General features: G+C 67.3%; 18 protein-coding genes. 9 read left to right on the top strand and 9 right to left on the bottom strand.

Annotated features, from left to right (window positions below; translation table 11 throughout):
* The first annotated feature begins 13 nt into the window (after positions 1–13).
* A complete protein-coding gene (locus BMY25_RS09490) occupies positions 14–337 on the top strand; it encodes a YbaB/EbfC family nucleoid-associated protein (RefSeq protein WP_092496408.1) in 324 nt (107 codons plus the stop codon).
* Positions 338–351: 14 nt separating this feature from the next.
* Entirely contained in the window at positions 352–957 is a 606-nt protein-coding gene (recR, locus tag BMY25_RS09485; protein WP_092496407.1) for a recombination mediator RecR, read from the top strand.
* A gap of 24 nt (positions 958–981) precedes the next feature.
* Here the strand turns inward: recR and BMY25_RS09480 are convergent, their stop codons facing one another.
* The 3 genes from BMY25_RS09480 to BMY25_RS09470 form a co-directional block, all read right to left on the bottom strand.
* Positions 982–1,506: a TspO/MBR family protein gene (locus tag BMY25_RS09480; protein ID WP_092496406.1), complete on the bottom strand. Its 525-nt coding sequence runs from the start codon at positions 1,504–1,506 to the stop codon at positions 982–984.
* Between the two features lie 64 nt (positions 1,507–1,570).
* Entirely contained in the window at positions 1,571–2,161 is a 591-nt protein-coding gene (locus BMY25_RS09475; protein WP_238858250.1) for a DUF421 domain-containing protein, read from the bottom strand.
* Between the two features lie 33 nt (positions 2,162–2,194).
* Positions 2,195–3,010 (bottom strand): SDR family NAD(P)-dependent oxidoreductase, encoded by an 816-nt coding sequence (locus BMY25_RS09470; RefSeq protein WP_092496556.1) that lies wholly within the window; start codon positions 3,008–3,010, stop codon positions 2,195–2,197.
* A gap of 157 nt (positions 3,011–3,167) precedes the next feature.
* Here BMY25_RS09470 and BMY25_RS09465 point away from each other — a divergent pair, with 157 nt between their 5' ends.
* The 4 genes from BMY25_RS09465 to truA all read left to right on the top strand — a co-directional run bounded on the left by BMY25_RS09465 (position 3,168) and on the right by truA (position 6,964).
* On the top strand, positions 3,168–4,646 hold the full coding sequence (locus BMY25_RS09465; RefSeq protein ID WP_177176799.1) for a DNA recombination protein RmuC: 1,479 nt from the start codon (positions 3,168–3,170) through the stop codon (positions 4,644–4,646).
* A gap of 81 nt (positions 4,647–4,727) precedes the next feature.
* The gene (gene def / locus BMY25_RS09460; protein ID WP_092496404.1) at positions 4,728–5,261 is read left to right on the top strand and encodes a peptide deformylase; all 534 of its coding nucleotides are present in this window, start codon (positions 4,728–4,730) and stop codon (positions 5,259–5,261) included.
* A gap of 14 nt (positions 5,262–5,275) precedes the next feature.
* Positions 5,276–6,211 (top strand): methionyl-tRNA formyltransferase, encoded by a 936-nt coding sequence (fmt, locus tag BMY25_RS09455; protein WP_092496555.1) that lies wholly within the window; start codon positions 5,276–5,278, stop codon positions 6,209–6,211.
* Positions 6,212–6,226: 15 nt separating this feature from the next.
* Entirely contained in the window at positions 6,227–6,964 is a 738-nt protein-coding gene (gene truA, locus BMY25_RS09450) for a tRNA pseudouridine(38-40) synthase TruA (RefSeq protein ID WP_092496403.1), read from the top strand.
* Positions 6,965–6,967: 3 nt separating this feature from the next.
* Here truA and BMY25_RS09445 read toward each other — a convergent pair whose 3' ends face one another.
* Genes BMY25_RS09445 through dapD form a run of 4 tightly spaced genes read right to left on the bottom strand, consistent with a single transcriptional unit; the run spans position 6,968 to position 9,972 of the window.
* Positions 6,968–7,552 (bottom strand): hypothetical protein, encoded by a 585-nt coding sequence (locus tag BMY25_RS09445; RefSeq protein WP_092496402.1) that lies wholly within the window; start codon positions 7,550–7,552, stop codon positions 6,968–6,970.
* The gene (dapE, locus tag BMY25_RS09440; protein ID WP_092496401.1) at positions 7,549–8,733 is read right to left on the bottom strand and encodes a succinyl-diaminopimelate desuccinylase; all 1,185 of its coding nucleotides are present in this window, start codon (positions 8,731–8,733) and stop codon (positions 7,549–7,551) included. Before dapE ends, BMY25_RS09445 begins: the two co-directional genes overlap by 4 nt.
* On the bottom strand, positions 8,730–9,131 hold the full coding sequence (locus tag BMY25_RS09435; RefSeq protein WP_177176798.1) for a DUF805 domain-containing protein: 402 nt from the start codon (positions 9,129–9,131) through the stop codon (positions 8,730–8,732). The genes dapE and BMY25_RS09435 overlap by 4 nt, the downstream gene beginning before the upstream one ends.
* Before the next feature lie 10 nt (positions 9,132–9,141).
* A complete protein-coding gene (gene dapD, locus BMY25_RS09430) occupies positions 9,142–9,972 on the bottom strand; it encodes a 2,3,4,5-tetrahydropyridine-2,6-dicarboxylate N-succinyltransferase (RefSeq protein ID WP_092496399.1) in 831 nt (276 codons plus the stop codon).
* 150 nt (positions 9,973–10,122) lie between these two features.
* Between dapD and BMY25_RS09425 the strand changes: the two genes are divergently transcribed.
* Together BMY25_RS09425 and nudC are read left to right on the top strand one after the other, a co-directional pair.
* Positions 10,123–10,542, top strand: a complete 420-nt coding sequence (locus BMY25_RS09425) for an HIT family protein (protein ID WP_092496398.1) — start codon at positions 10,123–10,125, stop codon at positions 10,540–10,542.
* Between the two features lie 27 nt (positions 10,543–10,569).
* Complete coding sequence (gene nudC / locus BMY25_RS09420; protein WP_092496397.1) at positions 10,570–11,505, top strand: NAD(+) diphosphatase; 936 nt, start codon at positions 10,570–10,572, stop codon at positions 11,503–11,505.
* A gap of 36 nt (positions 11,506–11,541) precedes the next feature.
* On the opposite strand, the gene BMY25_RS09415 is transcribed toward nudC, so the two are convergent.
* Positions 11,542–12,444 carry a prephenate dehydratase gene (locus BMY25_RS09415; protein ID WP_177176797.1) on the bottom strand — a complete coding sequence of 301 codons (903 nt, stop codon included), beginning with the start codon at positions 12,442–12,444 and terminating at the stop codon, positions 11,542–11,544.
* Positions 12,441–13,172 (bottom strand): 3-deoxy-manno-octulosonate cytidylyltransferase, encoded by a 732-nt coding sequence (locus tag BMY25_RS09410; protein ID WP_092496396.1) that lies wholly within the window; start codon positions 13,170–13,172, stop codon positions 12,441–12,443. Before BMY25_RS09410 ends, BMY25_RS09415 begins: the two co-directional genes overlap by 4 nt.
* A 162-nt stretch (positions 13,173–13,334) precedes the next feature.
* On the opposite strand from BMY25_RS09410, the gene BMY25_RS09405 reads away from it, so the two are divergent.
* Entirely contained in the window at positions 13,335–14,756 is a 1,422-nt protein-coding gene (locus BMY25_RS09405) for a c-type cytochrome (RefSeq protein ID WP_092496395.1), read from the top strand.
* The last annotated feature ends 52 nt before the right edge of the window (positions 14,757–14,808 follow it).

Here is a 14,808-nt window from a genome sequence, read left to right as displayed (position 1 = left end):
CGGGGAGACCAGAATGCGCGACCTGATGGGAATGATGAGCAAGGCCAAGGAACTGCAGGAGAAGATGCAGGGCCTGCAGGCCGAGATCGCCGAGATGGAAGTGACCGGCACCTCCGGCGGCGGGCTCGTCACCGTGGTCGTTGATGGCAAGGGCGTGCTGAAATCCGTGAAGATCGACCCCTCGCTCGCCCAGGCGGACGAAGTCGAAATCCTGGAAGACCTGATCGTCGCCGCCGCCACCGACGCCTCAGGACGCGCCACCCGCGCGGCCGAGGAAAAGATGCAGGCGTTGACCGCCGGCCTGCCGCTGCCCGGCGGCTTCAAGCTGCCCTTCTAGGCCGGGGTTTCCACTTGCCTCAATCCGTCGTCGGCCCCGAGATCGAGCGGCTGATCCAGCTGCTTTCGCGTCTGCCGGGGCTGGGGCCGCGTTCGGCCCGGCGCGCCGCGCTGCATCTCATGAAGAAGAAAGACCTTCTTCTGGAGCCGCTGGCGCGCGCGGCGGCGGAGGCCGCCGCCTCCGTTTCCGTCTGCTCGGTCTGCGGCAATCTCGATACCCGCGATCCGTGCTCCGTCTGCAGCGATCCGCTGCGCGACGCCTCGGTGCTGGTCGTGGTGGAGGATGTCGGCGATCTCTGGGCGCTGGAACGCGCCATGGCGACGCGCGGCCGCTACCACGTGCTTGGCGGCACGCTGTCGCCGCTGGACGGCATAGGTCCGGACCAGCTCAATCTTTCCAGCCTGATGCATCGCGCGCAGGACGGGGAGATCAAGGAGATCATCCTCGCGGTGAACGCCACCGTGGAAGGACAGACCACCGCCCATTACGTGACCGACATGCTGGCCGGCACCGACGTGCGGATCACCCGCCTCGCCCATGGCGTGCCGGTTGGCGGCGAGCTCGATTATCTCGACGACGGAACGCTGGCCGCCGCCATGAAGAGCCGCACGCCCTTCTGACGCGCGGCTTCCGCTCTCGGCCGCTCAATCCTCGTTACGACGCCAGACTTCCTCGCTGACCACGCTGGCGAAGCCGAGCCATGCGGCGAAGGGCAGGCTCGTCGCGGCAACCACCTTGTCCACGCGGCGCGCGCTTGCGACATACGCGATGCCGGAGCCCAGCATCAGCAGCGAGCCGAGGAAGCCGGACCGCACGCTCCGCTCTCCGAAGAACAGCCTGGGCCAGACGGAGATCATCGCGATGTTGAAGCCCCAGAGCCCGAGCGCGCGATTGCGCGTCGGCGTCGCGGGATGGCGCAGCAGGCGATAGCCGCCATAGGCGAGCAGCGATTCCAGCACGCCCCAGACCGCACCGAAGACCGGATCCGGCGGTACGAAGTCCGGCTTGTCCAGATGGTGATACCAGCGCTGGATATCGGGATGCTGCGGCTCCGGCGCGCTGCGGCGGGCGAGGAGCCCGGAGGCGAGGACGGCGCCGCCGGAAATGGCGAGCGCGAGCAGCGGCGATACGTTTCCGGTCGCGCGGACAATGGCTTTGCTGTTGGGCATGGGATGTCCTTCTCAGGCTTCCACCTTCCAATGAACCGGCCGCGCGGCAGTTCCGGGCGGACCGTCAGGGAAGCTCGATCCGCACCGTCTGCACGCCCTCCTGCACGGCCACCTCGACCACCTTCGGGCCGGCAGCGGCCTTGATGACGCTGAGCTGACCGTTCCGCTCCAGCCTTGCCTCGGCAATGTGGTCCGGTCCGGTCAGGCCGTGGGCTCGCAGGTCCTCATGCAGGTCTTTATCGGTGAGATGCGCGGTTTTCATCGCCGAGGACAGCACCCGGCCGTTCTCGACGATCAGCCTCGCTTCGCCCTTCACCAGGTCGCCGAAAGCACCCCAGTGCATCGCGAGCCACGAGAACACCCAGTGCATGGCGACCAGGGCCAAGGCGGCGCCGAGCGCCGGGACGAGGGGAGCGGTCCCCGTGATGGCGCGGCTGACCGTGGAGCCCAGGATGACGCCGACGATCATGTCGAAAGCGGATGCCCGCCCCATGAAGCGTTTCTTGGCGAGCCGGATGATCAGCAGCGTCACGACGTAGACGATCAATGCACGAAGCGCCATCTGCGGCAGGGAGATGTCCTTGCTGTCGAGCCCGGAGCCGAGAAGCAGGCGGCAGGCGCTGTCGATCCATCCCATGTCGATCCACTGCATCATTCAGGTCCTTTGCGGGTCGTCATGTTCGATCGGCTATGCCCAGCCCGCATCGTCCGTCGCGGCTGCGGCGGCCTCACCGGCCGGCAGGTCGCCCCGCCAGCGGCTCGCATCCACCCGCCGCCCGGTGAAGCCGGCCGATGCGTCCGAAGCGAGCCAGAGCAGGGGAGGGACTATGATCTCGGGGGCGAGAAGTTGCGCCCGCGCCGCCTCCGGGAAGCCTGCAGGGATCATGCCGGTCAGCGTCGCGCCACCGGGCAGGATCGCGTTCACCGTGACGCCGGTGCCCGCCAGGTCCTGCGCCCAGATGACGGTTTCCGATTCCAGCGCCGCCTTGGACGGGCCGTAGGGCGAGAAGCCGGCCCGTCGCATGGTCGAATGGTTCATCGAGACGTTGAGGATGCGGCCGCTCCCGGCCGCGATCATCGCCGGGGCCGCCGCCCTCGCCATCAGGAAGGGGCCGTTCACGTTGGTGTCGATGACGAGACGCCACGCCTCCGGATCCGCCTCCCAGAAGCGGGTCGGCTTCGTGAGAAATTCGTCGCTTACATATTTCATGCCGCGACCGGCATTGTTGACGAGGATATCGACGCGACCAAAATGCCCAAGCGCCCGGTCGACCACGCGCCGGCAATCCTCCTGCTGCGTCACGTCGCCCTGCATCGGGACCATCCGGCCCTCGCCGAACTCCGCCGCGGCGGCGTGGGCGACCTCCTCGACCTCGGAACTCTCGCGAGCGGCCGTGATCAGCACCGCAGCGCCCGCGCGGGCAAGGCCCACCGCCATGGCGCGACCCAGCCCTCGGCCGCCGCCGGTCACGATTGCTACCCGACCCTCCAGTTCTCCTGTCATCTGCAAGCCCTCCCTCGTTCCAGGCAGTGAACGCGCAAGGGCCGGGTTGGATGCTCGATATTCCGCCTCCGCAGTGAGAACAAACCGGCACAAGTACATTGATGACCGCGATCAAAGGCGATACATACAGGGAATATCCAGGGTACGGGCGTTCATCATGTTCCATTCCGACGCGATGCTTCTCGCCGCCTCCGTGATCGCTGGCTGCCTCGCCGTCGCCGTGCTCGCGCTTCTGGTGCAGCTTCGCGGCTCGCGGCATCTGCTTGGCAGGGCGGAAGACGAGTTCGAGAACCTTCGTGATCACGCCGAAGCCTTGCGGGACCGGTTGGGCGCTGCGGAACGGCAGGGAGCCGCCATGGCGGCGGAGGCCAACCTTCTCCGCCCCCTGCGCGGCCAGATCGAGCTTCTGGAGCGCGCGCTCCGGCAGCGCGATGGGGAGCTTGCCGCGCGCGACGGTCGCGCGGAGGCGGAGCGTGAAGCCTTCGAGCAGCGGCAGGCCGATCTCCTGACGATACGCGGCGAGATGGAGCGCGATTTCAAGAACCTCGCGACCAATGCGCTCGGCGAAAGCCGCCAGTCCTTTCTGGCCCTCGCCGACGAGGTCTTCAAGAAGCATCGTGCCGAAACCGGGGCCGATGTGGAGCTGCGGCGCAAGGCCGTGGAGGATCTCGTCCGCCCCATCGGCGATGCCTTGAAGCTGACGCAGGAAAAGCTGCAGCAGATCGAGAAGGAGCGGACGGATTCGTTCGGCCAGATCCGCGAGCAGCTCGGCAGCGTAGGTCGCGAGACGGCGCGGCTGACGCAGGCGCTGAAAGCCAATCCCGGCACGCGCGGACGCTGGGGAGAGGAGAGCCTGCGCAACGCGCTGGAGCTTGCCGGCCTGTCCGCCCATTGCGACTTCGATACGCAGGCGACCTTCGCGCGGCTCGATTCCAGCATTCGACCGGATTGCGTGATCCACCTGCCGGGCGGGCGCCATATCGTGGTCGATGCCAAGACGCCGATTTCGGCTTTCCTGGAGGGGGTGGAGGCGACCGACGAGGCGACGCGCACCACCTGCATGAAGCGCCATGCCGACGCGATGCGCCAGCACATGCTTTCGCTGGCCCGGAAGGAATATGCGCAGACCGTTTCGGCGCACATGGCCGCACGGCCGGACTTCGTAGCGATGTATGTGCCGGGCGAGAACTTCTTCGCCGCCGCCATCGAGCGCAATGGCGATCTCTTCTCCGAGGCAATCGGCAAGGGCGTCTTCATCGTGACGCCGACGACCCTGATCGCGCTGGCCAAGGCGATCGCGCTGGGTTGGCAGCAGGAGGCGATCACGGAGAACGCCCGGGAAGTCGCCGAGCTCGGGCGCGAGCTTTACGCCCGCATCTGCAAGATGGGCGACCACGTCGCCAAGGTGGGGCGCGGGCTCGATGCCGGGGTGAAGGCTTTCAACAGCTTCGTCGGCAGCATGGAAACCTCGGTCATGCCGCAGGCCCGCCGCTTCAAGGACCTGCATGTCGCCGACGGCTCCAAGTCGCTGGACCTCCTTGAGCCGATCGAGGCGGAGGTGCGCGATCCGGTGCGCGGTCGCGACCTCCTGTTCGAGGAACGCCCGGCGCTGGCGGCGCCGATTCCTGCGGGATAGACCCACGACGCGGGCATTCCGCGGCCGCTCGAAGGCCGCCACGCATTGACCGCAATCGCGGCAGAGCCTATCTCGCGGGCCATGGCCAAGCTCGAAATCGTCAATCTTCCAGACCCGCTTCTCCGTCAGTCCAGCGCGCCCATCGAAGGCGTTTCCGACGAGACGCGCAAGCTCATCGAGAACATGCTGGATACGATGTACGATGCGCCGGGCATCGGGCTTGCGGCGATCCAGGTCGGCGTGCCGAAGCGACTGGTGACGATCGACGTCGCCCCGGAGGGCGACGCTCCCGCGCCGATGATCTTCATCAATCCGGAAGTCCTCTGGGCTTCCGACGAGCGCTCGACCTACGAAGAAGGCTGCCTTTCCATCCCGGACTATTACGCGGAGGTGGAGCGACCGGCGAAGGTGAAGGTCCGCTACGTGGACCGGGAGGGCAAGCCGCAGGAAATCGACGCGGAAGGCATCCTCGCCACCTGCCTCCAGCATGAGATCGACCACCTCAATGGGGTGCTCTTCATCGACTACATCTCCAAGCTGAAGCGCGATCTCGTCATCAAGAAATTCACCAAGGCGGCGCGCGAGCGGGAACGCCACCGCCGCAACACGATCTGAGCCACATCATGCCGCTGCGCATCGTCTTCATGGGGACGCCCGAATTTTCCGTGCCCACGCTGATGGACATCATCGGGCAGGGGCACGAGGTCGTGGCTGCCTATACCCAGCCGCCGCGCCCCGCCGGTCGCGGCATGGCGGAAACGCGCTCGCCCGTGCACGAAAAGGCGGAGCGCTTCGGCATCCCCGTCTTCACGCCGAAGAGCCTCCGCAACAGCGAGGCGCAGGACATCTTCGCGTCGCTCGACGCCGACGTGGCCGTGGTCGTCGCCTATGGGCTGATCCTGCCGCCGGGCGTATTGGAGGCGCCGCGCGATGGCTGCCTCAATCTCCATGCTTCTCTCTTGCCCCGCTGGCGCGGCGCAGCGCCGATCCAGCGAGCCGTCATGGCGGGCGACGGAGAAACCGGCATCATGGTGATGCGGATGGAGGAGGGCCTCGACACCGGCCCGGTCTGCATGGCGGAACGGCTGGCGATCGGCCCCGACGAGACGGCCGGCTCCGTCCATGACCGGCTCTCGGCCTTGGGCGGCGATCTGATGGTGCGCGCGCTCGGAGCGCTGGAGCGCGGGGCGCTGAACTCCGTGCCGCAGGCGGACGCGGGCGTGACCTACGCCGCCAAGATCGACAAGGCGGAAGCCCGGATCGAATGGAGCCGACCGGCATCCGAGGTGCACAACCACATTCGCGGTCTTTCACCGTTCCCGGGTGCGTGGTGCGAGATGGAGATCGGCGGCAAGCCGGAGCGCGTGAAGATCCTGCGCTCCACGCTGGGCACCAGCTCCGGTGCGGCAGAAGGCGAGCCCGGCGCGGTCCTCGGCGACGACCTCAGCGTTGCCTGCGGAAACGGCGCGATCCGCATCATCGAACTGCAGCGCGCTGGCAAGAAACCGATGAGCGCGGAAGAATTCGGACGCGGCGCGCAGAAGCCCGTCCGGATCCTCGCCTGATCCAGCCCGACCGCGATGCCACGCTTCAAGCTCCTCGTCGAATATGACGGCACCCCCTATTGCGGCTGGCAGCGCCAGCAGAACGGACCGTCCGTACAGGCGGCGATCGAACGGGCGATCCTGAAGACCACCCGGCAGGCGGTGACGCTGCATGGCGCGGGCCGCACGGATACGGGCGTCCATGCCAGCGGGCAGGTGGCGCATGTCGATCTCGATCGCGACTGGCGGCCGTCGGAGCTGGAAGGCGCGCTGAACTTCTACCTGAAGCCACAGCCGGTCGCGATCCTGTCGGTCGAGGCGGTCGGGCCGGAGTTCGATGCCCGCTTCTCCGCCAAGGGGCGGCATTACCGTTTCCGCATCGGCAATCGCCGGGCACCGCTGGCGATCGAGCAGGGTCATGCCTGGCACTTCCCCAAGCCGCTCGATGAGCAACGCATGCATCAAGCCGCCCAGCTCCTGCTCGGCACGCATGATTTCACGACATTCCGCGCTGCCGCCTGCCAGGCAAAAAGCCCCGTGCGGACGCTGGACCGGCTGGATGTCCACCGTCAGGGCGAGATCGTGGTGATCGAAGCCTCGGCCCGCTCGTTCCTGCACAACCAGATCCGCTCCTTTGCGGGATCGCTGGCGATGGTGGGGGAGGGCAAGTGGTCGCCGGAGCGTCTGCGCGAGGCGCTCGACGCGCGCGATCGCAAGGCTTGCGGTCCGGTCGCGCCGCCGGAAGGGCTGACGCTGACGCGCGTCGATTACTGATCCTCAGAGGATCTTGTCGATCAGCAGTTCGGAGACGACGCCGACCAGCACGTCGAGAATGACGATGGGGATGGCCACGCCAGGCCCGACGCCCAGCGTCACCCGTGTCAGCAGATAGGAAAAGCGGAGCGTCGTGCCGAAGGCGATCAGCACGAGGAAGGGCAGGAATGTCGGGCCGATCAGCCCGGCGCCGTAGAGCGCATAGGGCAGGGCGAAGATAGCGCCGGTGATCACCGTGGACCAGTTTCGCGCGACGATGAAAGGCACGAAGCCCGCCGTGAGGCGGAACGGGCGGGCCATCGACGCAAAGACGACGGGGAAGACGAACCACTCGATCGTCGTCTCGATCAACTGTTCCGCGATGTCACCGACGCCGAGTGGCTGGGGCGTCGGATCGAGGGTCGTGCCGAGCTTCCACTGTCCCAGAAACTGGAGAATCACGAAGGGAAGGATCGGGACGAGCGCCAGGAAGGACTGCCAGAAGCCACTGGCGGAAAGGTCCATGCGACCCAGGCCTTCCGGGCGGCCGTTCATTACCGCCCACGCGCCGGCGATTTCGTTCTGCAGCGTGCGGGCGTGCGTCTTCATGCCGGGAAGAACGCATCCAGGAACGTCTCGTAAATCCTTGCGGTTTCCTCAAGCTCCGCGACCGGGACGCGCTCGTCGACCTGGTGCATGGTCTGGCCGACCGGCCCGAACTCCACGACGGGGCAGAAGTTCTTGATGAAGCGGGCGTCCGAGGTTCCACCGCCGGTCGAAAGCTCGGGCTGGCGACCGGTGACGGCCGTAATGGCTTCCGACAGGGTCGAGACCAGCGCATCGTCGCGCGTGACGAAGGCGTCGGCATTGCCGGGCTCCTCGTCGACGCGCCAGCGGATCGGCTGGTTGGCGCGGGTGGGACTGTCCCCGGCGATGGCCTCGCGAATGCGGCGCTCGATCTCCGTCCGCAGCGTTTCACGCGTCCACTTGTCGTTGTAGCGGCTGTTGATCCGGGCCCAGGCGTTGCCCGGGATGACGTTCCAGGCCGCGTTGCCGGTATCCAGCCCGACTATTTCGAATGTGGAGGGCTCGAAGCGGTCGGTGCCGTTGTCCAGCGGCGCCGCCAGAAGCGCTTGCAGGATCTGCGTCAGGCCACGGACCGGGTTGTCGGCAAGGTGCGGATAGGCGGCGTGGCCCTGCCGCCCTTCAACCGTCAGCGTCAGGGAATAGCTGCCGCGTCGGCCGACCTTGACCTGGTCGCCCAGTTCGCGGGCGCTGGTGGGTTCTCCGACGATGGAGGCGGTGAAGCGTTCGCCGCGTTCCACCGCCCAGTCCAGAAGCTTCACCGTGCCGTTGAGGGCGGGGCCCTCCTCATCGCCGGTGACGAGAAAGGAGATGCGACCGCCGAAATGGGGCCCGCGCCGCTCCACGAATCGCAGCGCGGCGGCGGTCATGGCGGCAAGGCCGCCCTTCATGTCCACCGCGCCCCGGCCATAGAGCACCCCGTCCTCGACAGCGGCGGAAAAGGGCGGATGCCTCCAGGCCGAAGCCGGGCCGGTCGGCACGACGTCGACATGGCCGGCCAGCACGAGATGCCGCTCCCCGGTGCCGACGGCGGCGAAGAGATTTTCCACGTCCGGCGTATTCGGCTCGGAGAAGACCGGGCGCTCGATGGTGAAACCGGCCGGGGCCAGATGACCGCAGAGCGCATCGATGGCGGGACCGGCATCCGGCGTCACGCTTTCGGCGCGGATCAGGTCGGTGAGGATGGCTTGGACGGTGGGTGTCATCGTTGGACCGGAGGCGGCGGCGGGCCGAGGCCTGCGCCATGGTTGTTGGGGCCGGACTGGCCGGGGATCAGGCCGACCCAAATCGTGAAGGCGAGATTGATCAGCGGAATGAAGAGGGCGACGGCGAAAAGGCCGTTCATGCCGGCATCATGCAGCCGCTTCACCGAGATCGCCAGATTCGACCAGATCGTCAGCACCACCGCGAACGGCCAGAGGAACTCGGCAAGCTGGTAGATATGGCCTTCTCCCTTGCTCAGCACCTGCGCCGCCAGCACCGAGTCGGCCGCGATCAGGAACAGGTAGGAAAGCCAGTAGAGCCGGCGCGAGATGCGGCCGTTCAGCCCGAGGAAGAGCCAGAGCCGGGGCGAGCGGGAGAGCAGGTCGGAAAGGGCTCGCACCGGCTGCCGCTCAATCGCGCAGGAGTTCGTTGATCGAGGTCTTGGAGCGGGTCCGCTCGTCGACGCGCTTGACGATCACGGCGCAGTAGAGGGACGGGCCCCCTTTGTCGCTGGGCATGGAGCCGGCAACCACCACGGAATATGGCGGCACCTCGCCGTAGAGAACCTTGCCGCTTTCGCGATCGACGATCTTGGTGGAGGCGCCGAGATAGACGCCCATGGAGAGCACCGAACCTTCGCGAACGATCACGCCCTCAGCCACTTCCGAGCGGGCGCCGATGAAGCAGTGATCCTCGATGATGACGGGTCCGGCCTGCAGCGGCTCCAGCACGCCGCCGATGCCCACGCCGCCGGAAATGTGGCAGTTCTTGCCGATCTGGGCGCAGGAGCCGACGGTCGCCCAGGTGTCGATCATCGTGCCTTCGTCGACATAGGCGCCGAGATTGACGAAGGAGGGCATCAGCACCACGCCCGGCGCGATGAAGGCGGAGCGGCGCACGATGGCGTTCGGCACGGAGCGGAAGCCCGCCGCGCGATGCTCGCTTTCGCCCCAGCCCGCGAACTTGGAGGGCACCTTGTCCCACCAGCCCGCGCCGCCCGGGCCGCCTTCGATCAGGCTCATGTCGTTGAGGCGGAAGGAGAGCAGCACCGCCTTCTTGGCCCACTGGTTGACGTGCCAGTCCGCGCCGCTTTTCTCCGCCACGCGCAGCTTGCCGGTATCCAGCAGGTTCAGCGTCTCGTTCACCGCGTCGCGAACCTCGCCCTGCGTGGCGGGGGAGACATCCGCGCGCGCCTCGAAGGCGTTCTCGATGATGGGCTGGAGCTGGGCGATATCGGTCATGGGAAATCCGGAAGGCTGGAAGCGAGCGGACCTTACGCATCCGCTGAGTCCAGTCAACCGAGCGCAGCACCCGGAAGGTCGACGGAAGGCCGCACCGTCTTGGCGGGAGGGGATATCTGACCTAGATCGAGGGATCTCTCCGAGGTTTTCGTGACGCCCTTCCTTCTCGATCCGCAACTTGCCGCCGACACCATCGCTGTGGGCGACCTGTCGCTTTCCTCGCTGCTCCTGATGCGGGACGCGCGCTTCGCCTGGCTGATCCTCGTGCCCCGGCAGGCGGAGCTTGCCGAGATCGTCGATCTCGCGGAGCCCGACCGCATGCGGTTGATGACGGAGATCGGTGTCGTGTCGGAGGCACTCCGCGACGTCGCGCCCTGCGACAAGCTCAATGTGGCCGCGATCGGCAACATGGTGCGGCAGCTTCACGTGCATGTGGTCGCGCGCCGGATCGGCGACGCCGCATGGCCGCGCCCCGTTTGGGGTTCCGGCGCCGCCGAACCCTATGTCCCGGCGGCCGAGCGCGACGTGCTCGATCGTCTCCGTTCCCGGCTTGCCCCGGTCCTTTCCTGACATTCCCGCGCGAGGTCGCAGTTACTCATGTCGTCATTTTTCCAGGACCGGACCTATCATGAGGCAAGCCAGCTCAACGGCTTTTCCGGCAGCACCATCAATCGCCAGAGCGAACTGCGGAGCGAAACCGCGCTGACCGATGCGCGCGCGATGCCGGAGGTGCGCTATCATGTCCTGAGCGACGATGGCGTGCTGGTGAAGGCCGGCGGCGCCGATGCGCGCTTCACGCCGGCCGAGGCGGAAGCCATGCCGCTCGACGTGGACAGCCTCGTCCTGCTCGGCATGGCGGCGGAGGGTCCGCGCATCGCGGCTTCGCTCTTGAAGAACAGCCCGGCGGCGGCGGGGACCGAGGCTGTCGCGCTGCGGGCGCTGGCCACGGAAGCAAGGCTGCCGCCGGAGGATATCGCCGCCCTCTCGCAGGCGAGTTCCTATCTCTCCTGGCACGCGGTGAACCGCTTCTGCGGCAATTGCGGTGGCCGAACCGAGCCGCGCGGGGGTGGCGTCAGTCGGCACTGCCCGCATTGCGGCAAGCAGATTTTCCCCCGCGTCGATCCCGTCGTGATCATGCTGGTGATCGACGGCGACCGCTGCCTCATGGGGCGGCAGGCACGCTTCGCCCCGGGTTCCTATTCCGCGCTTGCCGGTTTTCTTGAGCCGGGCGAGACGATGGAGGAGGCGGTGCGGCGCGAGGTGCAGGAGGAGGCCGGCGTCAAGGTCGGGCAGGTGCGCTACCACTCCAGCCAGGCGTGGCCCTTCCCCCATTCGCTGATGCTCGGCTGCCACGGCGAGGCGCTTTCCACCGAGATCGTCCCTGATGTGGAAGAGCTGGAGGATGCGCGCTGGTTCGACCGCGACGAGGTTCGCCGCATGATCGCCGGGACGCATCCCGGAAATCTGATCGTGCCGCAGAAGGTGGCGATCGCCCGCAAGCTGATCGACGCCTTCGCGGAATGGGAAGGCTGAGCGGGCGCTCCTCGCTCAACCTCTCCTCGGTCGCGCTCAGCTCTTGGCGGTCGGTCGCAGGTCGCGGTTTTCGGCCGGCTCCGCGATGTTGGCCCGGAACGGGCTCGCGGGATAGACGCCGACGATGCGGAGTTCGGCGGAGAAGAAGTCCAGCTCCTCAAGCGCCATCTGGACGTTTCGGTCGTCCGGATGACCTTCGATATCGGCATAGAAGAGGGTGGCGAAAAACTTGCCGCCCGTCTGGTAGCTTTCCAGCTTCGTCATGTTGACGCCGTTCGTCGCAAAGCCGCCGAGACCCTTGTAGAGGGCGGCCGGCACGTTGCGGACGCGGAAGATGAAGCTCGTGATCACCGGTCCGTTGCCGGCGGGAGCCCGCACCGCGTCGCGCGAGAAGATGACGAACCTCGTCGTGTTGCTGGAATCGTCCTCGACGTTTTCCTTCAGGATCTCCAGCCCGTAGATCTCGGCCGCCAGGCGGGGAGCCAACGCGGCGCGCTTGGGATCGCCGAGTTCCGCCACGAAACGTGCGGAGCCTGCCGTATCGGCCGCCACTTCCGCCGAAACCCCGAGATCCCGGATCAGCCGCCGACACTGGCCGAGCGCCTGCACATGGCTTTGCACGACCTCCAGCTCGCCCAGCTTCGTGCCGGGTATTCCCATTAGCTGGTGGTGCACGGGCAGGAAGAATTCGCCGACGATGGAAAGATCGGATGTCGGCAGCAGATAGTGGATGTCGGCCACGCGCCCGTTCAGGGAGTTCTCGATCGGAATCATGCCGAGATCGACCTCGCCCGACGAGATCGCCACGAAGCAATCCTCGAACGTGGCGCAGGGCACGTAGGTCGCGTCCGGAAAGACCTCGTGGCAGGCGAGGTGGGAATTGGCGCCGAATTCGCCCTGGAAGGCTACGCGCTTGGCGGTCACGGTTGGTCCTGTCATGTCTGGCTGAGAAGAGCGCGGGCGCGCTCCAGATCGTCCGGCGTATCCACGCCGAGGGGAACGGTGTCGATCAGCGCCACGTCGATGCGCATGCCGGCTTCCAGAGCGCGCAGCTGCTCCAGCTTCTCGCGCTTCTCCAGCGTGCTCTGCGGCAGCAAGACGAAGCGCTCCAGCGCGGCGCGGCGATAAGCGTAGAGGCCGATGTGATGGTAGAGCGGGCCATCGCCGTGGGGCGCGGTCGCGCGGGTGAAATAGAGCGCGCGCAGCCGGCCGGTCCCGACCGGGGAGCCAACGATCTTCACCACGTTGGGGTCGGTGCGCTCGTGCTCGCGGCGGATCTCGGCGGCAAGCGTGGCGATATCCACGGCGGGATCTTCCAGCGGCCCGAGGGCTGCGGCAATTTCGCCCGGTGCGATGGAGGGGAGGTCCCCCTGCACGTTGACGACGACATCGTGCCGGCCGTCCGGGTCGAACTGGCCGAGCGCTTCGAAGATGCGATCGGAGCCGGTCGAATGGTCGCTCCGCGTCATCGCCACCTCGGCGCCCGAGCCGGCCAGCGCCTCGCGAATTTCCGGCGAATCGGTCGCGATCAGCACCGGGCCGATGCCGGCGGCCAGCGCCCGCTCCGCGACGTGCACGATCATCGGGCGCCCCGCGATGTCGGCGAGGGGCTTGCCCGGCAGGCGCGTCGCGCTCATGCGGGCCGGAACGAGGACAATCGGATTCATGGTGCGCCGGACGGGTTGCTGCGGGTCGAATGTCGGATGTGAGCGGCCTTATACGGCTTGCTGGCCCTCGTCAAAAGCGATAGCTCTGAATGACTTGCGATGGAGGCGTTGTGGGCAGCGTTTCCGTCGGCTGAACTGTCTGGGAGGGGAGCAATTCAGCGCATGGATACTTTTGAACTGAACAAGATTGCGGGCGCAGTTCTTTTCACGCTGCTGATCGCCTTCGGCCTGCACAGCCTCTCCGACATCATCTTCAATTCTCCCGAGCCGGCGGTGCCCGGCTATTCCATCGTGGTGGCGGAGACTTCCGGTGGCGGAGCGCCGGCCCCGGTTGCCGAGCCGCCGATCGAGGCGATCCTGGCCAGCGCCGATCCCAAGGCCGGCGAGGCCACCGCCAAGAAGTGCCAGGCCTGCCACGATCTTTCCAAGGGCGGCGTCAACAAGACCGGCCCGCATCTCTACGGGGTGGTGAACCGGCCGATCGCCTCGATCGCCAACTTCCAGTATTCCGACGCGATGAAGGCCTTTGCCGCCGGCGGCAAGACCTGGACCTACGACAACCTCTACCACTTCATCCACGATCCGCGCGGCGACGTCGCGGGCACCAAGATGACGTTCGCGGGCCTGCCTTCGCCGCAGGACCGGGCGAACGTGATCGCCTATCTCCGCTCGCTCTCCGACGATCCGGCGCCCCTGCCTGCGCCGCCGGCGCAAAACGCAGCGGCGCCCGCAGCGGGCGCTCCGGCGACGGCCTCGCAGCAGCAGACGGCTGCGGCCAATGCCCCGGCGAGCGCGAACGGGACGCAGAGCCCCAACACCGCAGGGCAGACCGGCTCGGCGGGCGGCGCGCCCGGGAGTGGCAGCGGCGGCGACTTCGCGACGCTGGTGGGCCAGATGAACCCGGCGGATGGGCAGTCCAAGGCGCGTATCTGCCAGACCTGTCATTCGCTTGAGAAGAACGGCCCCAACAAGATCGGACCGCATCTCTGGGGTGTGATCGGCCGCAAGGTCGCCTCGGCGGACGGCTTCGCCTATTCCGACGCCATGAAGAAGTTCGCGGCCGGCGACAAGGTCTGGTCCTTCGACGAACTCGACCACTTCCTGGAGAATCCGCGGGCCCATGTGCCGGGCACCAAGATGACCTATGCCGGCATTCCGCAGGAAGCCGACCGGGCCAAGGTCGTCGCCTATCTCCGCACGCTCGCCGACACGCCCGTGCCGCTGCCGACCGTCGATAGCAAGCCGGGCCCCGCCCCGGCGGCGAATCGTGGCCCGGCTCCTGCGGCGAATGTCGCTCCGACGCAGGCGGCGCCTGCTCCTGCGGTGCCTGCCGGCAGCGGTGCCCAGGGCGGCACGGCCGCGCCGGCCGCCGCGCCTGCTGCGGGATCGGGCGGCGATACCTCCGCGGGGCCCGCCGCGGGCAGCAACAATGCGGCTGCTCCGGCCAGCGGCTCGACGGATGCCGGCAACAGCAGCGCCAGCGGCGATTCCGCCAACCCGGCGGGGCAGGGCAACAATCTCGGTGCGACCAACTCGGGTGGCAACGCCGGAACGGGCACGCCGTCCATGCCGGCTCCGCAATAACAAGGCCGATAAATCCCGGAAAGGCCGGCTTCGCGCCGGCCTTTCTGATTCT

It is taken from the genome of Faunimonas pinastri, from assembly GCF_900110915.1.
In the GTDB taxonomy this organism is placed as follows: domain Bacteria; phylum Pseudomonadota; class Alphaproteobacteria; order Rhizobiales; family Afifellaceae; genus Faunimonas; species Faunimonas pinastri.
This window is presented reverse-complemented; position numbering and strand designations above follow the sequence as displayed.